Origin of the sequence: Paenibacillus glacialis (genome assembly GCF_001637205.1) — a bacterium.
Taxonomy (GTDB): Bacteria; Bacillota; Bacilli; order Paenibacillales; family Paenibacillaceae; genus Paenibacillus_AQ; species Paenibacillus_AQ glacialis.
The window spans coordinates 534,654-557,247 of the sequence record NZ_LVJH01000007.1 but is presented as its reverse complement, the minus strand read 5'-3'; the positions used below and the strand labels follow the sequence as shown (position 1 = coordinate 557,247).

The 22,594-nt window shown below is 40.6% G+C and carries 18 protein-coding genes and 1 riboswitch; of the genes, 4 read left to right on the top strand and 14 right to left on the bottom strand.

All coding sequences use genetic code 11. From position 1 onward, the window contains the following. Positions 1 to 59 precede the first annotated feature (59 nt). The 6 genes from PGLA_RS07960 to PGLA_RS07935 all read right to left on the bottom strand — a co-directional run bounded on the left by PGLA_RS07960 (position 60) and on the right by PGLA_RS07935 (position 6,014). Complete coding sequence (locus PGLA_RS07960; RefSeq protein ID WP_211269510.1) at positions 60 to 563, bottom strand: hypothetical protein; 504 nt, start codon at positions 561 to 563, stop codon at positions 60 to 62. A 108-nt stretch (positions 564 to 671) separates the two neighbouring features. Then, positions 672 to 1,238 (bottom strand): MarR family winged helix-turn-helix transcriptional regulator, encoded by a 567-nt coding sequence (locus tag PGLA_RS07955; RefSeq protein WP_068531295.1) that lies wholly within the window; start codon positions 1,236 to 1,238, stop codon positions 672 to 674. Positions 1,239 to 1,570: 332 nt separating this feature from the next. After that, positions 1,571 to 2,233, bottom strand: a complete 663-nt coding sequence (locus PGLA_RS07950) for an NAD-dependent epimerase/dehydratase family protein (protein ID WP_068531292.1) — start codon at positions 2,231 to 2,233, stop codon at positions 1,571 to 1,573. Between the two features lie 637 nt (positions 2,234 to 2,870). Beyond that, complete coding sequence (locus PGLA_RS07945) at positions 2,871 to 3,521, bottom strand: 3D domain-containing protein (RefSeq protein WP_068531288.1); 651 nt, start codon at positions 3,519 to 3,521, stop codon at positions 2,871 to 2,873. 9 nt (positions 3,522 to 3,530) lie between these two features. Further along, positions 3,531 to 3,703: riboswitch (cyclic di-AMP (ydaO/yuaA leader) on the bottom strand. A gap of 147 nt (positions 3,704 to 3,850) precedes the next feature. After that, positions 3,851 to 4,573, bottom strand: a complete 723-nt coding sequence (locus PGLA_RS07940) for an amino acid ABC transporter ATP-binding protein (protein WP_068531285.1) — start codon at positions 4,571 to 4,573, stop codon at positions 3,851 to 3,853. Further along, positions 4,560 to 6,014: an ABC transporter substrate-binding protein/permease gene (locus PGLA_RS07935; protein WP_068531282.1), complete on the bottom strand. Its 1,455-nt coding sequence runs from the start codon at positions 6,012 to 6,014 to the stop codon at positions 4,560 to 4,562. The genes PGLA_RS07940 and PGLA_RS07935 overlap by 14 nt, the downstream gene beginning before the upstream one ends. A gap of 323 nt (positions 6,015 to 6,337) precedes the next feature. On the opposite strand from PGLA_RS07935, the gene PGLA_RS07930 reads away from it, so the two are divergent. Then, positions 6,338 to 7,510 (top strand): M20 family metallopeptidase, encoded by a 1,173-nt coding sequence (locus tag PGLA_RS07930; RefSeq protein ID WP_068531279.1) that lies wholly within the window; start codon positions 6,338 to 6,340, stop codon positions 7,508 to 7,510. 147 nt (positions 7,511 to 7,657) lie between these two features. Here PGLA_RS07930 and glgA read toward each other — a convergent pair whose 3' ends face one another. Together glgA and glgB are read right to left on the bottom strand one after the other, a co-directional pair. Continuing rightward, on the bottom strand, positions 7,658 to 9,085 hold the full coding sequence (gene glgA / locus PGLA_RS07925) for a glycogen synthase GlgA (RefSeq protein ID WP_068531276.1): 1,428 nt from the start codon (positions 9,083 to 9,085) through the stop codon (positions 7,658 to 7,660). Between the two features lie 26 nt (positions 9,086 to 9,111). Then, positions 9,112 to 11,046 (bottom strand): 1,4-alpha-glucan branching protein GlgB, encoded by a 1,935-nt coding sequence (gene glgB, locus PGLA_RS07920; protein ID WP_068531273.1) that lies wholly within the window; start codon positions 11,044 to 11,046, stop codon positions 9,112 to 9,114. Positions 11,047 to 11,219: 173 nt separating this feature from the next. Here glgB and PGLA_RS07915 point away from each other — a divergent pair, with 173 nt between their 5' ends. Further along, positions 11,220 to 12,431: a glucose-1-phosphate adenylyltransferase gene (locus tag PGLA_RS07915; protein ID WP_068531269.1), complete on the top strand. Its 1,212-nt coding sequence runs from the start codon at positions 11,220 to 11,222 to the stop codon at positions 12,429 to 12,431. A gap of 95 nt (positions 12,432 to 12,526) precedes the next feature. Here PGLA_RS07915 and PGLA_RS07910 read toward each other — a convergent pair whose 3' ends face one another. From PGLA_RS07910 to PGLA_RS07890, 5 genes are all read right to left on the bottom strand, one after another. Continuing rightward, positions 12,527 to 13,933, bottom strand: a complete 1,407-nt coding sequence (locus PGLA_RS07910; RefSeq protein WP_068531266.1) for a sensor histidine kinase — start codon at positions 13,931 to 13,933, stop codon at positions 12,527 to 12,529. Next, positions 13,930 to 14,628, bottom strand: coding sequence for a response regulator transcription factor (locus PGLA_RS07905; protein ID WP_068531263.1), 699 nt, complete (start codon positions 14,626 to 14,628; stop codon positions 13,930 to 13,932). Before PGLA_RS07905 ends, PGLA_RS07910 begins: the two co-directional genes overlap by 4 nt. Next, a complete protein-coding gene (locus PGLA_RS07900) occupies positions 14,621 to 15,856 on the bottom strand; it encodes an FG-GAP-like repeat-containing protein (protein WP_245699747.1) in 1,236 nt (411 codons plus the stop codon). Before PGLA_RS07900 ends, PGLA_RS07905 begins: the two co-directional genes overlap by 8 nt. A 184-nt stretch (positions 15,857 to 16,040) precedes the next feature. Next, a complete protein-coding gene (locus PGLA_RS07895) occupies positions 16,041 to 16,766 on the bottom strand; it encodes a phosphonate ABC transporter ATP-binding protein (RefSeq protein ID WP_068531260.1) in 726 nt (241 codons plus the stop codon). Positions 16,767 to 16,841: 75 nt separating this feature from the next. Beyond that, positions 16,842 to 18,032 carry an MFS transporter gene (locus tag PGLA_RS07890; protein WP_483823619.1) on the bottom strand — a complete coding sequence of 397 codons (1,191 nt, stop codon included), beginning with the start codon at positions 18,030 to 18,032 and terminating at the stop codon, positions 16,842 to 16,844. A gap of 103 nt (positions 18,033 to 18,135) precedes the next feature. Between PGLA_RS07890 and PGLA_RS07885 the strand changes: the two genes are divergently transcribed. Together PGLA_RS07885 and PGLA_RS07880 are read left to right on the top strand one after the other, a co-directional pair. Further along, positions 18,136 to 19,056 (top strand): ArsR/SmtB family transcription factor, encoded by a 921-nt coding sequence (locus PGLA_RS07885; RefSeq protein ID WP_068531257.1) that lies wholly within the window; start codon positions 18,136 to 18,138, stop codon positions 19,054 to 19,056. A 13-nt stretch (positions 19,057 to 19,069) separates the two neighbouring features. Further along, positions 19,070 to 19,831, top strand: a complete 762-nt coding sequence (locus tag PGLA_RS07880) for an HAD family hydrolase (RefSeq protein ID WP_068531254.1) — start codon at positions 19,070 to 19,072, stop codon at positions 19,829 to 19,831. 43 nt (positions 19,832 to 19,874) lie between these two features. On the opposite strand, the gene PGLA_RS07875 is transcribed toward PGLA_RS07880, so the two are convergent. After that, complete coding sequence (locus PGLA_RS07875; RefSeq protein ID WP_068531251.1) at positions 19,875 to 22,172, bottom strand: type IA DNA topoisomerase; 2,298 nt, start codon at positions 22,170 to 22,172, stop codon at positions 19,875 to 19,877. Between the last annotated feature and the right edge of the window lie 422 nt (positions 22,173 to 22,594).

Below are 22,594 nucleotides of genomic sequence, written 5' to 3'. Positions count from 1 at the left end.
CAAACGTTCCAAAAGCGCACTTCCTATCGTACCTGTTGCTCCCATAATAACTATCATTTTTATCTTCTCCTTTTGGATGAAAAATTAGTTGTGACGGCAAGACGCCACCGCCATGTCACTATCGTGCTTGCTATGAATCCAGACAACGGGAAATCAATCCAGACACGACCGACCCAGGCCAAGTGATTGCTCGGAATCATCATTTCTAGTAAACCAGTTGTCACCCATGCGGCGTATAGGCCAAACGAGGAACCGGCCAATGCGAACACCCCTACCACAACCAAGTGAGGTGCACCGATGATCCATCGTATAAGGCCCACTCGGCTTCGCAACAATAGGCCAATCATCAAGGCCATCAAGGCCGATGCACCGCCGATTGTGGTCAATGCCCCTATTTGAAGACCCCTATCGGCAGTAACCACCCCCCCGATACCTGCCATGATGGCAGGAGCAGCATAGGCCATTACAACTTCACGCCATAGTACAAAAGTCTTTTTCTTGGAACCAGTAGCCTTGATGCCGTAAACATCATCTGTCTGATTCGGGTATTTCATCTTGTTCATTTAGTCGCTCCCTTCTTCTTTGAAATAGTTCAACGATTGCTTTCAGTGAGATATAATTAGGTTCCTAACTATATAAGAGTAAAAATAGGCTAGCTTCACTAGCCCATTCTACTCATTACTGATGTTTCCCTTTGGTTTCGAGCCTAGTTCGCCCGTAAGTGCTGAGATGCCTTGTGTAACTCGGCCTAGCAAGTCGAGAAATACGCTGCGCTCATCGATATTGAGTAAGCCCACCATTGCTTCCAGCCGAGCGAAATGCTCAGGAGCCATTTGACGGAGCTTCTTCGCCCCTTCTTCCGTCAAAATGACCGATCTCTGACGGCCATCGTCTGAGCTTGATCGCCGAGATACTAGGCCATCTCGCTCAAGAATGTCGATAAGACCAGTCACTGTAGCACGTGTAACGCCTAGATGCTCCGCTAATTGCGAAGGCAACTCTTCTCCTTCGTTATCTTCAAGATCTGCCAATAAACGATATCGCCCTGTTGATAAACCGAATCTAGAGAAGTGAATCTCCGAGGCATGTCCAAGCTTGGCTCCCGCTGCCATTAGCCTAGACGCGACGAGTATAGCCTGTGCGTCTATGTCTAGGTTATAGCGATCAATCTGCCGCTTGGATTGTACAAGCGAGGGAATAGCGTCAATGTCATTTGTTACTTTATTATTGTTGTTCATATATGTAGTATGGCTCCTAATTACTTTTGTGTCAACACATTTTTATAACACATCAACACCCCGCCTTTCTTCATATCTGGAACTGTATTCCTCCTCGGTCACTACAAAAGGCTCGATCTCTCTTTTATTCCAAATCGAGTTAGAGCTGTTTGATCCTCATCTAACGGAGTATGGTCGCTCGCTTACGCATATTGCTGCAGCACTTTTAAACAAAGCGGAGCAAACAGCTTTGTGCCTGGGGAGAGCGACACATTGAGAATAATTACCCGGATAAATCAGCTGTATTATTGAGCTCAGATGAATTAGATTATGAGATCAGCCAAAAGTACCGGTTAGGATTTAGACAATTTAATGATATCCTTGCTCTCCAGAATAGCTTTATCATATCCTTTTGTAACAGTATGAATCATTGCAATACCAAGTTCCTTTAAAGACACTGTAACGTTTGGAAATAGTCTTCTTAGAATAGGAAATAGCCACATAAATGCATAATAAGATTTATGCGTATTTTTTAATCCCTTTATTGGATTGATGTAGGCAGGGCGAAACATGTATGCTTTTTTGAAAGGCAGCTGCATGAGGTGATTTTCTGTCTTGCCCTTCACTCTTGCCCACATCCTTTTTCCTAGCTCTGTACTATCCGTCCCCATTCCGGAAACATAGCAGAACACCATATCTGGGTTCAAGCCTGCGAGCATTTCTGCCATATGCACAGTAAGATCAAACGATAATCGTGAGTACTCCTCCTCCTTCAAACCAACAGAGCTTACACCCAAGCAAAAGTAGCATGCATTATAGTTGCTTAATTGAGACTTGATTGCAGATAAATCAAAAAAATCTTTGTGGATGATTTCAGTTAATTTGGGATGTGAAACGCCGCATGGTTTGCGGTTAATCACTAAAACGTGTTCCACATCAGGATGCTGCAGGCATTCATGTAATACACCCTCGCCAACCATCCCCGTAACACCTGTAATTATCACTCTTATTTTCACGATGGATCCCTCCTTTTTCTCAATTAAATTGTTATTAACTATTCGTCTGTCCATAGTGAAGCTTGGCTCCCGCTGCCATTAGCCTAGATGCGACGAGTATAGCCTGTGCGTCTAGGTCTAGGTTATAGCGATCAATCTGCCGCTTGGATTAGACAAGCGAGGGAATAGCGTCAATGTCATTTATTATTTTATTATTGTTGTTCATATATAGTATGGTTCCTAATTACTTTTGTGTCAACATATTGTTATAACACATCAACACCCCGCCTTTCTTCATATCTGGAACTGTATTCCTCCTCGGCCACTGCAATAGGCTCGATCTCTCTTTTATTCCAAATCTAGTTAGAGCTGTTTGATCCTCATCAACCGAAGATTATACCAAATATAATGGAGTTATATAGTTGTATTTGATTATGTTATCCTGCTCGTTAGTGTAGCGAGGCTGTCGATCCTTAGGATCTCATGAATATTATCATTATTTGTGCCTTCGTCGGCAATCGGATTATGTTCTTGTCACCCGACATAGATTGAAACAATAGATAGCTTTATGAATATACAATACAATCGAAGTAATGGTGAAAATCAAAAATAGACCGAGAACCAGATATTACTGGCTCTCGGTCTATTCTTATTTAATCTAATTAATGATAAACAATTTAACTTGCTGAAAGCCGAATGAACTAACACTCTTCTGGCTTCCTGGAATAAATATATCAATTCGATTGCCCTTTATGGCAGAACCTGCGTCCGTTGCTGTAGCAACAAAGGCATCGTTAGGTAGTCCATTATGATCATGCCCTGTTACCAATACTTTCGTACCCATAGGAATAACTTTAGGATCTACAGCGATCGTACCCAGCTTAAGCGGGTTACCGAAATAATCAACGGCACCCCACTTACCATTCTCGCTTGCTGCAGCAGAGTACGCCGTAGCTTTCACCTGTACTGTTTTACTATAGTTAAATGTTTTACCCCAAGCTTCCACCACTTTTTGATCTGGTGAAACGTTTAGAGTAGACTCTGTTGAGTTCACAGATGCAGCAGATACTGTGTTCTTCACTGTTGGAATGGTCAAATTAATTCCTGCATAGATGTTATTTTCCTGTGTATTCGGATTGGCTTTGATCAACTTATCAAGACTCACACCGTATTGTTGTGATAATTTGAAGAAGGTATCTCCTTCTTTAGTTACATGAACAGCATCTGCGTGAATAGGTGTACTTTGGACGACCAATGCAACGCCCATTACGGCTACCATCATTTTAATTTTTTTAAATTTCGTATTCATCGTTTGTGTTCCTCCTCGTATTAATGCCTGCGAAGTTAGCTGTCGGATTCGGATTGGGAGTCAACCCTACGCACATGGTTCCATGCGATTCACCCCAAGGTGAGAAGAACGATACTTATGTTCTTATACACGCTAATTACATCCCCCGCACTTTCCCTTGAAAGTTTCGGCTCAACAAATATATCACAATTTTGTAACTAGTTAAAATGTAAAGATTGCCAATAACCCTTTGACAGATCAGTTTCTTATTGTTTTCACACAAAAAGACAGACATATTAATGACATTTTCGTCATCTTCATGCCTGTCTTTATTGATCCGAAAATAGTTATTACAATACTTTACTTAGAAATTCTTTTGTACGAATATTCTTCGGATTATTGAACACTTCTTCCGGTGTACCCTGTTCCATAATTCGGCCTTCGTCCATGAACAGAATCCGATCCCCAACTTCGCGAGCAAATCCCATCTCGTGGGTAACGATAACCATCGTCATGCCTTCATGAGCTAGCTTCTTCATGACTTCAAGAACCTCTCCTACCATCTCAGGATCAAGTGCCGAAGTCGGTTCATCAAACAACATCACGTGAGGTTGCATAGCAAGTGCGCGTGCAATCGCAATACGCTGTTTCTGTCCTCCTGACAATTGATTCGGGAAGACATCTTTTTTATCGGATAATCCAACGGTGTCCAGCAACTTATTCGCAATGACTTCCACTTCTGATGCAGACTGCTTCTTCACCGTAAGTGGTGCGATCATAATATTCTGTCCAACGGTCTTATGGGGAAATAGGTTAAAGTTCTGAAACACCATGCCCATTTTTTCTCGGGTTGCGTTGATGTCATGCTTAGGAGCTGTAATTGACTGCCCTTCAAATCGTATTTCTCCAGATGTTGGTTGTTCAAGTAGATTTAGACAACGAAGAAATGTGCTCTTTCCCGATCCAGATGGTCCTATTACAACGACAACTTCTCCCTTGGAAATGTCCAAATCGATTCCTTTAAGAATTTCTATGTTCCCATATGATTTATGCAGATCTTTAACGGTTATCACTGGCACTCAACTTCCTTTCCAACGCATTCAGTAACTTAGACAACGTAAACGTTAATACAAAATAGATTGCCGCAGCAATAATGAATGGGCTAAGTCCTTGATAAGTGATGTTCTTAACAACGCCTGCCTGATACATAATATCTGCCATCCCAATAACTGAAATGATCGATGATTCTTTGATGATCGTAATAAATTCGTTCCCAATAGCTGGCAGAACAGCTTTAAATGCTTGAGGTAGGACAATATGGCGCATCGCTGTAATACGGTTCATTCCGAGTGAACGAGCAGCTTCCATCTGTCCTCGATCTACACCTTGAATCCCCGCTCTAAAAATTTCAGCTAGATAAGCTGAACTATTAATGGATAACGTAATGATACCAGACTGTAGCGGTGAGAAGTTAACGCCAAGCGTTAAAGCAACACCATAATGAATAATCATAAGCTGTACGAGCATTGGTGTACCACGTAACACTTCGACGTAAGCAGTGCCTAACCACTTCACGATTCGAATGTTCGTCATACGTAATATAGCTATGAATAGACCAATAATGAAACCAAATAATACACCTAATGCAGACAATAAAAGAGTAAAACCTATCCCTTTGATGTAATAATTACGGTATTCCCATGCGGTGGTCAAAATGTTTCCAGACTCTACCTTCGCGGCTAATATACTCGCATCTTTCACCATTTGATCAATCGCACCCTCGCTCTTCAAGCGAGCAAGTGTGTCATTAATAGCAGCCTGAAGCTCAACTTTACCCTTTTTAATACCAATGGCTGCATAGGATTCAGAATCAGCTGGACTTGCATCAGCAATGACTGTTTCTGAATCAATGTATCCTTCAGCTACGGTATCTTCTACAATAATGGCATTAACACGTTTTGTTTGAAGCTGTAATACAACATCTGGAATTTTATCCAAAGCAGTCAGTTGTGCTCCTTGGATGGTCTGTCCAATTTCTTCTTGAATGGAACCCTTTTGCACACTAATCTTCTCATTCTCGAAATCTTTCATCGTGAGAAATTTGTCTTTATCTTCTGCTCTGACGATCATAACCTGACGAGCCATATAATAATTATCTGAGAAATCAATGCTTTGACGACGTTCTTCTGTCGGTGTCATTCCTGAGATGACCATGTCTACCCTGCCACTTTGTAACGCAGATAGAAGACTATCAAATCCCATATCCTCTATGATTAACTCGGCTCCCATATCTTTCGCAATTTCCTTCGCAATAGATATATCGAACCCAACAATTTGGTCTTTCCCATCAATTCTTTTGTGAAATTCATACGGTGCAAACTCGGCACTTGTGCCAAGAATCAGTTTCTTATTAACAGTCGTTGTAGCTTCTTGAGCGCTAGCCGGTATTAAACCCGTTGTTAGCAAGATAACGGCACTCAGTAAGAACACGATGATACGAGTTATTTTCTTCAACTTCCTCTTCTCCCTTACGTTTAAACTTTAGTTTGTTTTATGATTAACAACATGAACCATCATAAGACAATATGTATTATTATGCAATGGTATTCACTAGGAGTTCATAAATAGCGCTTCATCTTCATACAAATTTATACAAAACGATTGCATAGACTGATAAAATTTATTCATGATATACTATATAGATTGAACTAAAGACGAACCCTCATATTCATGATTCTCTTTAGAAATAATTGAACTTGTGAGCGCAAACTTTAGTTCAATCTATATATCAAGCGTTATAAATCATTCATTTCATTAAATACAGAGGAGTTGCCTATATGAGTAGCAAAAATACTATATCTTCCACGATTGATCAATTTACAACACGATTTAAAGAGATTTCACTATATATCGGAGCTAATCCAGAACTGGGAAATGAAGAATTTCTTGCCTCGGCTCGCTTGAAAGAAGAACTTACATATCACGGTTTCACCGTTGAAGCACCTGTGTTGGGTATTGAAACGGCATTTATCGGTACCTATTCCTCTAAGAAATCTGGACCTACAATAGCACTATTATGTGAATACGACGCTCTTCAAGGTCTTGGACATGCCTGTGGTCATCATCTCATCTGTATGATGAGTTTAGGAGCAGCGGTCGGCCTGAAATCCGTGATTGATGAGATTGGAGGTACCATCCGTGTATTTGGTACGCCAGCTGAAGAAACGCGTGGTGCTAAGGTTCCTATGGCTGCTGCCGGTCTCTTTGACGATTGTGACGTGGCACTCATGACGCATCCCTTTTATGCATACGAGAAATCAGGACGCTCTCTTGCAATAGATGCTATCCAATTCGAATTTCATGGTAAATCATCTCACGCTGCAGCGAGTCCTCATGAAGGAATCAATGCGCTTGATGCGATCATTCAAACCTTTAATGGTATTAATGCTTTCCGTCAGCAAGTAAAGAGCACTGTACGTATTCACGGTATTATTAACCATGGCGGCGAAGCTGCTAACATTATTCCTGATTATGCTTCCGCTCAATTCTATGTTCGTGCAGCAACTCGTAAGGAATTGAACATTCTAACAGAACGCGTGAAACAAATCGCACAAGGTGCTGCAATGCAGACGGGTTGTACATTAGACATTTCAAATTATGAAACATCCTATGATGAAATGATTACGAACGAGCATCTGTCAGATACGTTTACTTCCAACCTTGTTGAATTGGGCATAAGCCCAGAAGAAATTAGCAGCGGTAATGACCATGGCTCCATGGATCTAGGTAATGTCTCCTTATGCTGTCCAGCCATTCATCCTTATATTAAGGTCATTGATGAAAGACACGGGCTTCATACGCCACAATTCCGCGATCTTGCTATGAAAGATCTTGCCTTAGATGGCATGATTCTAGCTGCCAAAGCTTTGGCAAACACGGCTTATGACGTGATAACCAAACCTGAACTTCTTGCAAATATTAAAGCTGAATTTGAGCAACGTGAGCAATAAGCAAAGAAATGAATGATACTATCGAGCAGATTTTTCAACCTCATATAGTTTGTGCATAGAAAAAGGGTGTTCTTAGTCATTTCATCAATGACTTTTGGGACACCTTTTTTTAATCTCACTATTGCATGCACCAGCATGAACCTTCACTTACTCCCCAATAACACGTTCATAAATATCGATATACTCACGCGCTGATACGTTCCAGCTATAGTCACCACTAAACGCATTGTTCGTGATTTGGCGCCAATGTTCCGGCTGATGATAGAAGGATACCGCACGACGAATGGTATGCATCATATCATGTGCATTAAAGGCACCGAAGGTAAATCCATTCCCTTCTCCTGTGAACTCGTTGTAAGCATGTACCGTATCATTTAAACCACCTGTTTCACGAACGACTGGAATGCTCCCATAACGTAAAGCCAACAACTGACTGATCCCACATGGTTCAAATTTTGATGGCATAAGGAAGATGTCACTGGCTGCATAACATTTGCGCGATAATCCCTCACTAAAGATAATCTGAGCCGATAGCTTGTTAGGATAACGTTTCGCTGCTTCTCTAAACCATTGTTCATAATAAGCGTCACCTGTGCCCAGAATAACTACTTGAACTTCATCATAATACAGCAATTCATCTAAGGTTCTAATGAGAAGATCCAGACCCTTAGAATCCACCAATCGGGTGACCATTGAAATAAGAGGGATTTTGGGGGCGACAGGAAGGTGAAGTTCTTTTTGTAACGCTATTTTATTCTCGATCTTCTCGTCTAGGTTAGTATCATAATTTGAATATATATAAGGATCATTAGCAGGATTATAACTTGTCGCGTCAATGCCATTGATGATCCCACTCAATTTGTCCCCTAAGGATGTTAATAGACCCTCTAATCCATACCCATAATGCGCTGTCTGAATTTCTTTGGCATACGTAGGACTTACCGTCGTGACATGGTCAGAGTAACGAATACCAGCTTTCATGAAGCTAGCGTTGCCGTAGTATTCTACACCAAGGTAATAACGATTATCTAACCCCAAGAGATCATTCAACATGTCATACGGAAATATGCCTTGATATAACAAATTATGTATCGTGAATACCGTATTCATATTAGCGTAAAAAGGATCATCTCGATAATGTGCTTCCAATAGCAGTGGAATCATCGCTGTATGCCAATCATGGCAGTGCAACACGTCGGCTTGGAAGTCCAGTTCACGCATTACTTGTAATACCGCCTTATTAAAGAATGAAAACCGCTCTCCGTCATCCATATATCCGTAAACGTTGTCACGTCCGAAATAATATTCATTATCGATAAAGTAAATAGGAATTCCTTCATGTATGATTCTTTCAATCCCACAATATTGGCGTCTCCAGCCTAAATGTACGTACACTTCACCTATATGTGTCATCGCATCTCTATATTGTTGAGCTATGCCACGATACTTAGGGAGAATCACTCGTACATCTACTCCACTGCTGAAAAGTTCTTTTGGAAGAGCGCCTATCACGTCAGCCAGTCCACCTGTTTTAATAAAAGGTGTGGATTCTGCTGCTGCAAACAATACTTTCATTTGGTTATTCTCCTTCACTGTAAAATTCATTTCGTCCGTCTAGGTTCCTTTTTGTAGACCAACATACTCAGCGGCGGAATAGTCAGTACTACGCTCTGTTTCTGACTATGATATGACATCTTTTCAGTCTTAACGGAAGATTCTACCTTTAATCCCTCTCCCCCATATTTCACATGATCACTATTGAATACACACTGATAATTACCCGGTCTCATGATACCAATACGATATTCTTCTTGCATTACAGGTTGGAAATTAATTACGATAATGAGCTCATCCGATTTCTTTTTCCCTTTACGAATATAGGAAAGTACACTCTGTGTATGATCATCTGCACTAATCCACTGGTACCCTTCAAACCCATGATCAAGTTCCCATAATGCTTTCTCATTCTTATAGAAATGATTCAAATCTGAGGTGTACTCTTTCGTTTGTCGATGTTTGTCATAAGCAAGCAACAGCCAGTCCAACTCTTCTTGATCCTTCCACTCAATAAATTGTCCGAATTCGCCACCCATAAATAGCAACTTTTTACCTGGATGTGTCATTTGATAACCGAGTAGAATCCGGAGTCCTGCGAACTTCTCCTCGTAGCTACCTGGCATTTTATTCAAGAGTGACTTCTTACCGTGAACCACTTCATCATGTGACAGCGGAAGGGCAAAGTTCTCAGAATACGCATAACAGATAGGAAACGTTAGTAAATGATGCCTATATGATCTTTCCGAGAAAGGTCTTTCGATGTAATCCAACGTATCGTTCATCCAACCCATATTCCATTTGTAATTAAACCCTAAACCATTGTCTTCTACAGGAGCTGTAACTCCAGGCCAAGCACTAGATTCTTCAGCCATCATTAATGTATGAGGGAAATAACGAAATATGGCAGTATTCAGCTGTTGTAGAAAAGAAATTGCCTCTAAATTTTCAAGTCCACCCATTTCATTCCTCTGGTACTGCTCCACTTTCTTCTCGAAATCAAGACGGATCATGCTTGTTACAGCATCCACTCGAAGCCCATCAATATGATACATATCTAGCCAAAATAGTGCATTGGAAATCAGGAATGAGACAACTTCTGGCTTCCCATAATCGAAAGAAAGGGTTCCCCATCCGGGTTTCTCTGCTTTATAGGGATCACTGTACTCAAATAATGGCGCTCCATCGAACATTCGTAAACCATGGGCATCCTTAGCGAAATGAGCCGGAACCCAATCCATAATGACACCAAGTCCTGCTTGATGACATTCGTCAACAAGAAACATGAAATCGTGTGGCGAACCAAATCGACTTGTTACTGCAAAAAAACCAGTTCCTTGATACCCCCAAGAAAGATCGTATGGATGTTCACTTAGCGGCATAAACTCTATATGTGTATATCCCATGACCTTCACATAAGGAATAAGTATGTCCACCATTTCTCGGTAAGAATATAAGGTGCCATCCTCTTTCTGCCTCCAGGTTCCTAAATGAACTTCATAAATGTTAATTGGTTTGTTGAACGGTTCCTTTAATTTTTTGCGCCAAGATGCGTCATTCCATTTATACCCTTCTAAAGCAGTCACAACAGATGCCGTTGCCGGTCGTAATTCAGCTTGAAAAGCGTAAGGATCAGCCTTTAGAAAAGATTCTCCATCGGGTCCCGTAATATGGTACTTGTAAATAGTTCCAAGGGTTAATTTAGCGAAAAAGCGAGTCCAAAATCCTGATTCGGGTATCTTATATAATGAATGATTGCAGCCATTCCAAGCATTCTGATCCAATGCTAGTCCTACATGGGATGCATGAGGTGCCCACACTGTAAACCGAACACCATCTTGTCCCTCTTCAATGGCTGGATGTGCACCTAAGAAGCGGTAACTATGATGTGATGTTCCTTCATGAAATAAATAAATATCCTCCGATGGGATCACATTGATCGGAATAATATGTTGTTCCAACAAACTAATCACCTTCTCCATTCATTAATGTTACATCCTTATCATTACCCTATTCCAGACATCTTGAAAATATAAATGATATTTAATACCAATATTTGTAATAATTCATGATTATTTCAATATACTCGTTTCATGTGGGTTAAAAGATGTTTACACATAGATCATCATTGATAATAATTAGGGAGTGACGTAACTTGATTAAAAAAGAATGTATTGCCATGCTGCTTGCAGGTGGAGAAGGCCGAAGATTAGCCCCTTTAACTTCAGAAATGGCCAAACCGGCAGTTCCGTTTGGTGGTCATTATCGTATTATTGATTTCCCACTAAGTAATTGCGTGAACTCCGGAATCGGAACCGTGGGTGTACTTACGCAGTATGAAGCTAATTCATTACATGAACATATTGGTAACGGCGAACCTTGGGGTCTTCAGACTATGGGTGACGATGGGGTTTCCCTTTTACCCTCCTATCGTACGGGGGATGAGTATTTAGGTACAGCAGATGCCATATACAAGAACATTGAATATATCGATCGCAACAATCCAGAACATGTTCTTATTCTTTCCGGAGATCACATTTACCATATGGATTATAGTGAAATGTTACAGCAACATAAAAGCAAGAATGCAACGGCAACGATTTCGGTTATGGAAGTCCCTTGGGAAGACGCTAGCCGATTTGGTATTTTAAGTATGGATGCCGATTTACAGATCTCTGATTTCAAAGAAAAGCCAGCACAACCTGAAAGTAACTTGGCCTCCATGGGGATATACATTTTCAAGTGGTCTTATTTAAAACAATTATTAATGGATGATGCATCTAACCTCATATCCACGCATGACTTTGGAAAAGATATCATACCTTCGATGCTAATCAATCAGGATCCGCTTTTCGCTTTCCGCTTTAATGGCTATTGGAGAGATGTAGGTACGGTGGAAAGCCTCTGGGATGCGCATATGGACTTGTTGGATGATAAGGTTGAGTGGGAGCTACATAAGAGCAATTGGCCTATGTACAGCCGTCCGTGGATAACGAAATATAGTCAACATAAAGAGAAAGTTGGTAACACTTCTAATTGCATGATGTCAGAGTCATGCACTTTGGATGGTAATGCTGAGAAGTCAGTCATCTTTTGTGGTGTCGAGATTGGTAAAAGTTCTGAAATTAAGCACAGTGTCATTATGCCCAATGTCAAAATTGGACGAAACGTTATTATAGAACATGCTATCATTGGTGAAGGTGCAGTGATTAAAGATGGTTCCACAATCAAAGGATCTGCTAATCATGTGGTTGTGGTCGGTCCACGTGAGATTATATTCCCTAAACCAACTGTACTGACACAACCTACGCGACTTTTGCAAGATGTACTTGAAAAATCCGCACGTCTTAGTGCTCAAGGATTATAAAGAAAATAAAACAACAAGAGCGAATTCCTATTGGGATTCGCTCTTGTTGTTATTTTCGTTTATTTTACCTTAATTTGTAATCAAAGTACACTCTGCTAAGAGATGCTATCATTCTCATTAGAAAGGGGTAACATAACCGTTACAACCGTTCCTTTCCCGAGTTCACTCTGAATGACCAGTGTTCCTTGATGCTGTTCAACTAGCTGTTGTGAGATCGCAAGACCAAGTCCGGTCCCTCCATTTAAAGGATTAACTTGAAAGAAACGGTCCCTCACTCTGTTCAAATGCTCCTCACTAATTCCTAATCCGTTATCTTGAACATCAACCTCAACTTGCTCAGGGTAACAATTCAACACAATCTGGATTTCACTGTGCTCTTCCGAGAATTTTATCGCGTTATCAACGAGGTTTAAGAATACTTGTTTCAGTCGATTAGCATCCCCGATCACAATCGGATTCTCATCTGATTCTAATACAAGCTTAATATTCTTCTTCTCTGCTTTCGTCCACATATTTAACATGATTTCCTTAAGAAGTTCTTTGAGAGCCACTTTACCCATGACCAGTTTCATCTCATTTTGTTGAAGTTTGGAGAAATCTAGTATCTCTTCAACTAAACCAATCAGACGTTCAGTCTCTTTTGAGATAATCTGCAGACCGATCTTCGTCTCATCAGGATCAAACCCACCCGAGTGAATCGTCTCACTCCAACCCTTAATACTCGTTAAAGGAGTTCTAAGTTCATGGGAAATGGATGAGATGAAATCATCTTTAATCTGATTACTTCGAACAATTTCTTGGGCCATATGATTAAGGGTACTTGCCAATTCACCCAATTCATACTTATAGTCCCCCTTTACTCTTGCCTTATATTTCCCCTTAGCCATTTGGGCAGATACAGCCGTAATGTTATTCAGCGGTTTAACGATCGAATTCGCAAGTCCCATACTGAACGCGAGGACTACGGCTAATACAGCAGCACCAATTGAAATGGATACTAACGACACGTTGAAAAGTTTGTCATTCAACATTTTCAATGAAGTAGTATAGCGCAAGATGTATGTGTCTTCACCACCGAGTTGCGTTAATTTCGATACCGCCATAACATCCTCATTGGTAGATGGTTGTCTTCCTACCCATCTACCAATGTCCCCTGCGATGGCTTGGGGTACGTCACTTGTCGTAATGGACGTCTCTGATTGGAATTCCGTCGTATTAATTAATACGTTACCCTTCGTATCCAAGATCTGAAGTTCGGTATTCGTCAATTTAAAATTCGCTAGCATATCTGACAATAAATTAACATTTCCTTCCTCATAAAGACGGAATATCTGATAATATCTTTCTGCATTTTTTACACTTGTCGAAATATGACTATATACACTGTCATAATAATACGTTCTTATCGCTAACAAGAAAATGACTTCCACAAGAAGAAGTGCTGTAAACACGACTATGAAATAGTGGAGAACGATCTGTCTGCGAATACCCTTCTTAATCATTGCACTTTGCCCTTCCACTTATAACCATGTCCCCAAACGGTTTGCAAGAATTCCGGTTCTGAAGGGTTCTCTTCAATTTTTTGACGTAAACGACGAATATTCACATCAACAATCTTAGGGTCTCCCATGTACTCTCTGCCCCACACGTGATCCAGTAGGACATCACGACTCAGTGGTGTAGTCTCCTTTTCCAGGAAAAATTGAATAAGTGAGAACTCCGTAGGTGTTAGTTCAATGGCAACGGCGTTCTTTTTGAATTGTTTAGTAATGAGGTCAAGCGAGAAGGGTCCCGAGTGAAAACTAACTTTCGCAGAACTTTCCCGATGGACATTCACACGTCGTAACAAAGATTGAATTCGAGCAATAAGCTCAGTCGGACTAAACGGTTTACTGACATGATCGTCAGCACCTACAGACAAGGCATATACTTTATCTTGCTCCTGTACTTTGGCTGTTAAGAAAATAATCCCAATCCGTTCATTGGTTTCTCTAATCCGTCGACACACTTCAAATCCATCAATACCAGGAACCATGACATCTAATAGCGCAATATCGATATCAGGTATGGTTGTTAATTTTTCAATGGCTTCATATCCATCGGCCGCTTCTACAACTTCAAATCCATTACGTTTTAAATTAATGACTATAAAGCTACGAATAGATTCCTCATCTTCCAATATCAATACTTTACTCATCCTTATTTCCTTTCCTCTCAATTGGAGCCACATCCGTCTCCACTTTTTTATTTTTATTAAGCTCAAGATTTACGTCGTAACTCTTATAAGCAATCACTTTATCACTCACGCGAACAAGTAAGTCCCAACCGCCATGATCCTTATCCCAATCTTGTTGTGAGAAGAATTTGATCTCTGCAACTGTTTTGTTTGTGTCTGACATCACAAACCGTAAATACTCATCCTTGTTCGATTTCGTATCAATGGTTACGATGTTATGCCATTCTGGAGGGAAAAAATTAAGGAAAAACCTGCTTTTATAATCATGGTATTGTTGCCTAACAAAGGTCATCCCCTCTTTACCATCCCATTGATAGTAAGAGTAGAACCATGGAATCTCGTCAAAGCTAAAGTGTTCCCATCCTTTGGGCGTCTCCAGTATACCAATTTCATATATCCCATCAGCGTTGACATCTTCACTATAAATCTGAACATCCTTATATGTTTGATCATCATTAAGGACAGGTGTTAACTTGTTGTCCACCATGACAATCATCTCTGAATACCAATAACCAGAGCTAGATCCACTCCCAGCATCTAAGATAATGCCTCTCTTATCTGGGGATACCTTGCCAGCGACAACATTGTAATAGCTATTAACACTTTTATCTAATTCAAGTTTATCAAGTTCAATGAAACTATTTTCATACTGGTAAGTCGTCATTCTAGCTAACTCATTGCGCTTTAACGAAACGATTGTGAGGTCATTTATCCCGTCATCATTTAAGTCATCAATAACAAAATGGCTATATGGCACCTCTAACGCTTTCTCAAGTTCCTTACCTTGATAAGTATATACGACTAATCCGCTCTGAAGTTCCTCGTCCCCTCGTGAGAACCCAGCAATAATGTCGATACTTCCATCATTCGTGATGTCTTTAAATCTTAAAGATTCCAGCACTTTACCTTCACCATCAAAGGTTATTCTTTGCACCCATTCACCATTCTTATTTTCAAAAATCGAACCGTGTAATTGGACCGCTTGATCCGGGGTCTCATAGAAAACAATAACTTCCTTTTTCCCATCATTATTGAGATCTGCAAAACGAATGAGACTTGTGTTATCGTTATCACGAGCACGGATCAGTGGTGCTCCTTTAGGAATCTGTGATGTAATAAATGTCCGAAGGGATTCATTCTCTGCAGAAATCTGTGGCGTCTTCATTAGTGATACCGGATCACTAATCATGCTGCAACCACCTAATATAAATAAGGCCAAACAAGCAGTACATGCCCTGATTAAGCTTGATTTGTACAACTCTATCACTCTTTTCTATAAGAGGATGTTCAAAATCGTCATCTTTTGATCACAAAGTATACCAAGAGGCATATTCGACTTTTTGAACACTCACTATAAATTAACGCTAATTCATTTAGATCATATTCTTCTCAGCGTGAGTAAGACGGCGTCCTTTAACATCAAACACAATTTTACCATTAGAGAGTCCTATAATTCGTGTTCCATATCTTTCAGCAAGTTCTAGCGGAAGCACAGTCAACACAGTGACACGTTCTTCCTTACATAAATCCCTTAATAATTCAAGTACGCTTTCAATGGATTTCGGATCCAGACCAACGACAGGTTCATCTGCCAGAATGACTTGGGCTCCGTGTACCAAGGCACGCGCAATCGCGATACGTTGACGTTCTCCACCACTTAGTTGACTCGTCTTGAAATGCGCTTTCTCCAGTAGCCCTAGACTCTCAATGACATCCATAGCTCCCATATAATCATCCGAGCGAACCATCCCCGTAAGCATACGCCACCAAGGCGTCTGGCTAGATTGACCGACGAGAACATTCTTAAGAGCTGTCCGTTTAAGATTAAAGTACGGGCTTTGCTCCAAGTATGCCCATTGTCTTTTAATTTTTATTTTACCACTAATACCTCTTTTAAATATATCATCCCCATCAACGTTAAATGTACCTTCATCCCATTTCGTGCGAAGTGCTAAACAGCGAAGTAGTGTACTCTTCCCACTTCCACTACCACCAACGATGGTAATCATTTCGCCCTTATGGAATTGAATATTCACATCATGAAGAATGGGTTGTTTATCAATTCCAATGAATTTCGTTAGATGTTCTACTTTAATCATGACATTAACTCTCCTTGTAAGTCCTTTCCTATAGTGTATTGGAAAAGACGATGGAATTCTATGCGAACAAACGTTCTAACTCTTTTGTCGTGGCGGTGAGAACCAAAAGCCTGCTAATCCAAATAACAAGTACGAGAGTCCAAGCATGATAAACATACCTTCCTCCCAGTGATAGAACATAAATATACCACTTAAGCTAGGACCAACGACACTTCCTATATTAAATTGAAACGAAGCGACTACATTGGCTGCGGGAAGTAGATCCCGTGGTAGGACATCAGCCGCGTATGCAAGCCCCAATGAGAAGAAAGATCCAACTAAACCTCCAGCTAACATCATCAGCATGATACTCAACATGAAATGATCACCTGCCAAAGGTAATATTGAAAAGGTAATCCCGCCCGCAATTCCGCAACACATCAGCAATCTTTTTCTACCATATCGATCGCTCATGATTCCTAATGGAAGTTGAAGAAGTAATCCACCAATTCCGATTGCGGGAAGTAAGGCAGATATTTGACCCTCGCTAAAACCAATATGTAATCCATACAATGGAAAGCTACTATTCATACTCGCTTCCATATAACCGTAAAGTAACGCTGGGATAAGCGCATACCATGCTATGCGATAGCTACGACGGAAACGATGTTTCTCATTCACAACGCCTACGACCTTCTCAGGACGCATATTTGGAAGTTTCACTAGAACGAAGATCAGTACAATAAAGATACAGAAACTCAGAATGATAAAAGGCACTGCTTTCCCATATGAAAGTAGCGAAATGCCAAGTGGCCCAAGACTAAACCCGATACCATAAGACATCCCATATATAGAAAGATTTCTTCCTCTATTCTGAGACGGAGAGGACAAAATCACCCACAGTTGAGATGTATAATGCAGTGCGCTGTCTCCGATACCAATGATCAGTCGAAGTACGAACCATAACTTTATATTAGGTATCCATGGGAATATTAACAAGGTCACAAGTACGAGTACTAGCCCACCGACAATTAGTTTTTTAAATCCCAACGCTCCCAATACTTTCTCAGCGACCAGCATCATCGCAAAAGACCCGATATATAGTGCGGCTGCATTTAAGCCATTCATCATTTCTGATACACCCATCTGATCTAGGAATATGGCTAATACAGGAAGCAACATCCCTTGCGTTGATCCTGCCACTACGATTACTGCGATGAGTATGAGATAATGTGTACGTGTTACTTTTTGATGCATGTGATTAGACATGTTGTTATTTACTGACACCCTATTCTCCCCCTTAAACTATTCCACATTATAGTGGACAAGCTCTATCAGAACAAGCCATAATAAAAGAAGCATTACGAAATGACGGAAAGGTATGGGGTACATGAACTATAAAGTGAAAGTCGATGTTTCATCGATCTACGAACTTATGGCGAGTTTTATGGTATACACTTCAAAAAAATGGACGGATGACATGGATATGGGCCCGCAATGGGTTCACACGGTTAATAATCAACTCTCTGAGAGTGTCCGCACGGCGTTAGCACCCGCATCATCTTGGCCATTCGATGATTTTGATGTGTTATATACATGGGCAATCCTTAGACAGACCGGAGATGACGTTGAACCTTTTCTCGAACATTTGATGCATTGTAGTGATGATTCTCTGTTTGAGATATCATCTCCTTACATTCCAACCATGACCGTGGAGAATGCTGGACGAATTCGAAATGACTATGTACCCTTATTGAAACTATGGTATGTTCACTATTTCAAGCAAGTTGAAGGTGATATCAAACCACTTATTGAAGTAGATGCTTTGGAAAAAAGAACGCTATTAACCAAGATGGATCCCGAGAATCTAATTGAATATGCCTCTGCGGGTCTTGTTGTGGAAAATATGCCAGAAATCGAAACAGTAGTTCTATTCCCTACTGTTCACAATCGTCCGATGAATCTTTTTTGTTTCTATACCAATATGCTGCTCATTCAGTATCCGGTTGATATACCCGAAGAAGATCATGAGAATGAACCACCTATGTGTCTCACTCGCATGACTCATGCCCTATCTGATCTTAACCGACTTCGCTTACTTCGTTATGTCGCTGATAAACCAAAGTCACTTACTGACATGCAACGTGACTTAAATCAACCTATAGAGACATTGAGGCATCACCTTAGGATCCTTCGAGTAGCCGGATTCCTCCGCATCCATCTAGGTAATCATAACAATGAGAAATACAGTATACGTCCCGATGGCGTTGCAGAACTTCAGATATTCTTAGAATCATATATACATCTATAGGAGTGAAACATACGTGAACACACGTCAACAAATTCTATTTGATCTGGATGACACACTCATTCATTGCAACAAATATTTCGGACTGATTCTTGGAGAGTTTTATTTAATCATCCAACAATGGTTCGCAGATTTCGAACTGACAACCGATGAAATTCGTCAAAAACAAATCGAGATCGATATTGCCTCAGTCCACAACGTTGGATTCAAAAGTGGTAACTTCCCTCAATCTCTCATCAATACGTACCGATACTTCAGTCAAAAGTGTCCTCGTCTGATTAATCCTCAAGAGGAAGATCAGCTGATGAAGTTAGGACTTAGTGTTTACGATCTGGAAGTGGAACCTTATCCAAGAATGGTGGAGACACTTGAATCTTTAAAAAGTGATGGTCATCAACTATACCTCTATACCGGTGGCGAGACCGCCATCCAACAACGGAAGATTGACCAAATGAAATTAAATATGTTTTTCGATGAGCGAATTTATATTCGTGAGCATAAAAACACCCACGCCCTAGAACAAATTTTACAAAGCGGCACGTTTGATCGTTCCTCTACATGGATGATTGGTAATTCGCTTAGAACAGACGTCATTCCAGCTCTGACTGCAGGGATCTGCAGTATTCATATCCAGATTTCTAATGAATGGGAATACAACATTGTTGAACTCGAAAGAACCCCAGACAATATTTTGTATACCGTTTCATCCATTGAGGAAGTGCCAGAAATGATTGACCACAAAATAGAACAAGAACGAAAAACACGGACCCTCAATTAATGGGATCCGTTGTTTTTTATTTCATCTATTATGTTAAATGAATTCATGGTTCAATCGACAGTTCCCCTGTTTCTAAGCTCTTCATTACAAACCGACCTTCACTTGGTGTACCATCTTCCAGTGTAATCTTTAACTTTCCGGTTTTTCCCTTTTCAATTAAAGCCTTCACTTGTGCATCCGTTAGTTCACGACCGTAATTCTCCTTCCAGATGACAAATTTACAGCCTTCTTTATAGTGAGAACAACCATACCCCTTACGTCCCATGAAGATCATTCCTCCACAACCAGATCGAGGACACTTCGCAATAATGGTCGGTGCGGAAACTTTCTGCTCAGAGCCTTTGCTTCGTGCAGGTTTCGTTGATTCCGCTGTCTTTGCCGTGCTTGATGATGGACTAGCTTGTCTACTTCTCGTGGCAGACGTTGTAGTTCCAGCAGCTTGACCAGACGTACGCTTCTTCACTGCTGGTTTCTGTGCGGAATCCTCGCTCTCAAACGACGTCTTAGACGCTCTAGATTGCACACGAACCTTATCAACGATCATCGTCGCGAATTTCTTAACATTCCCCATGAATTGTTCATCGGATGCGGTTCCTCGTGAGATCTCATTCAATCTTCGCTCCCATTGACCCGTCATTTCTGGTGAAGTAAGCAGTTCAATCCCAGCACCGCGAATTAACTCGATAACGGTACGTCCTTTTTGCGTGATTTGAATTCTCTTACCCTGCATATCTACATAACCAACACTTTTCAGTCGTTCAATTGTAGCTGCACGCGTTGCAGGTGTACCCAGACCAGAATCTTTCATTGCATCACGCAACTCTTCATTCTCGATCTGCTTACCCGCACTTTCCATCGCTTTAAGCAGCGTCCCCTCCGTGTAGTGCTTTGGAGGTTGGGTATCCTTTTCCTTTACGATCGCATCGGTACAAGTCACTCCATCATTCGGTTGAATCATGAAAGGCTCGTTAACTTCCGTCTCTTCTTCGTCATCTTCGTCCTTGTCTTTGCCTTTAGACTTCTTAACCGGATCCTTCTTCTGATCGGCAGTTACGACCTTCCACCCAAGACTGAGCAATTCTTTCACGGTTGTTTTGAATATCTCACTTTCAACCTCTGTCATGACGGTATGTACTTTAAATTCAGCCGGTGGGTAGAACTGCGATAGAAATCTCCGTACGATCAAATCATACAATTTCTGCTCGTCCGGGCTAAGGTTTGCGGCTTTACGATGAGTTGGAAGAATCGCATGGTGATCCTCTACCTTCGTAGGATTACAAATGGACTTATTACCTTTATGAACGATATTACGATCCGCACCAGCTACTAAATCCGCGTATGATGTCCCTTGTAGAACAGACAACGTTTTGTGCATTTCCGGAATATTTTGCTCCGTTACATAGTTAGAATTCGTACGTGGATAGGATATGACCTTATGTTTCTCATAAAGCGCTTGGGCAACATCCAACGTCTTCTTCGCTGAAAAAGAATACTTCGCATTCGCTTCACGTTGCAACAGCGTTAAATCATACAATTTGTTCGGGTACTCCTTGGTTTCCTTGACATCGTAGGATGCAATTCGCCCCTGCTTCCCCTTCACTTTAGCGGCTAAGGCTTCAACTTTGGCTTGATCCGTCATACGATCGCCCTGCCACATGGCCTTGTATGTGTAATCGTTCTGGGTGAAATACCCTTCGAGTTCAAAAAACTTTAACGAGTCGAACGCTTCGATCATCTTCTGCCGGTCATAGATTAGCGCAAGTACCGGAGTCTGCACCCTACCAACAGATAACAGCACATTATGTTTGGTTGTAAAAGCACGTGAGCCATTCATCCCAATCAACCAGTCTGCTTCACTACGTGCCCTTGCAGCTTTTGTTAGGTTCTCATACTCTGATCCTTCTTTTAACTCAGCAAAACCTTTTCGTATCGTTTCAGGCGTCAAATCCGAAATCCAGAGTCGTTTAACCGGTTGACTCAAATTTAGATGCCGCTGAATCAGCGAAAATATATGTTGTCCTTCACGTCCAGCATCACATGAATTAACTAATAAATTACTTCGCTTAGCCAACTCATCAATGACATTTAGCTGATCCAGGGTCCTCTTATTAGGAACCAGCATAAAAGGATCAGGAATAATTGGAAGATCATTTATGTTCCATTTTTTATATCTGTCATGATAAGCATCCGGTTCTGCTAGTCCAATTAAATGACCGATTGCCCATGTAATAATATATTGTTCACCCTCTAGATAGGATCGGTGGTTTTTCGCTTTGGGTTCAATTGCAGCAGCTATATTACGACCCATATCAGGTTTCTCCGCAATAATGAGTGTCTTCAATGGAATGTCACTCCTTAATGAATGTTTGGTAACCATCTCAATGCAACGCACTCTATCGTATCATATAATAGTTTTGTTAACTAATAAAAGTTGTTACAATCCGCACTTTTTTGAAAAAATCGCTGTCATTTCCAAGTACCCACCTCTACTTTTTTAGTGTCACAGTGATCTTTTTACATGAATATATAATTTTCTTTTTCAGTAACTTTTCTCCATAGAATTGTAGGGTATTTTATCGGAATTTGTCGATTATCATGTCACTTTTTAATCTTTAAAAATTCATATAAATTTCAATAAATGCATTAAATACGTTATAAATTACATTTTTTAAGACTTAATGGTTGACAACAAACTAGAAATAGGAATAAAATTCAATAAGTGATTACCGCAAAATTTGTCGTTTTATATATAAATATGTCACC

What these genes read in the sequence shown, in the direction of transcription:
- PGLA_RS07960 (WP_211269510.1), bottom strand. Translation starts at nt 563, where the DNA reads ATGAACAAGATGAAATACCCGAATCAGACAGATGATGTTTACGGCATC.
- PGLA_RS07900 (WP_245699747.1), bottom strand. Translation starts at nt 15,856, where the DNA reads ATGATTAGTGATCCGGTATCACTAATGAAGACGCCACAGATTTCTGCA.
- PGLA_RS07945 (WP_068531288.1), bottom strand. Translation starts at nt 3,521, where the DNA reads ATGAATACGAAATTTAAAAAAATTAAAATGATGGTAGCCGTAATGGGC.
- glgA (WP_068531276.1), bottom strand. Translation starts at nt 9,085, where the DNA reads ATGAAAGTATTGTTTGCAGCAGCAGAATCCACACCTTTTATTAAAACA.
- PGLA_RS07955 (WP_068531295.1), bottom strand. Translation starts at nt 1,238, where the DNA reads ATGAACAACAATAATAAAGTAACAAATGACATTGACGCTATTCCCTCG.
- glgB (WP_068531273.1), bottom strand. Translation starts at nt 11,046, where the DNA reads ATGGAGAAGGTGATTAGTTTGTTGGAACAACATATTATTCCGATCAAT.
- PGLA_RS07905 (WP_068531263.1), bottom strand. Translation starts at nt 14,628, where the DNA reads ATGAGTAAAGTATTGATATTGGAAGATGAGGAATCTATTCGTAGCTTT.
- PGLA_RS07930 (WP_068531279.1), top strand. Translation starts at nt 6,338, where the DNA reads ATGAGTAGCAAAAATACTATATCTTCCACGATTGATCAATTTACAACA.
- PGLA_RS07910 (WP_068531266.1), bottom strand. Translation starts at nt 13,933, where the DNA reads ATGATTAAGAAGGGTATTCGCAGACAGATCGTTCTCCACTATTTCATA.
- PGLA_RS07885 (WP_068531257.1), top strand. Translation starts at nt 18,136, where the DNA reads ATGAACTATAAAGTGAAAGTCGATGTTTCATCGATCTACGAACTTATG.
- PGLA_RS07895 (WP_068531260.1), bottom strand. Translation starts at nt 16,766, where the DNA reads ATGATTAAAGTAGAACATCTAACGAAATTCATTGGAATTGATAAACAA.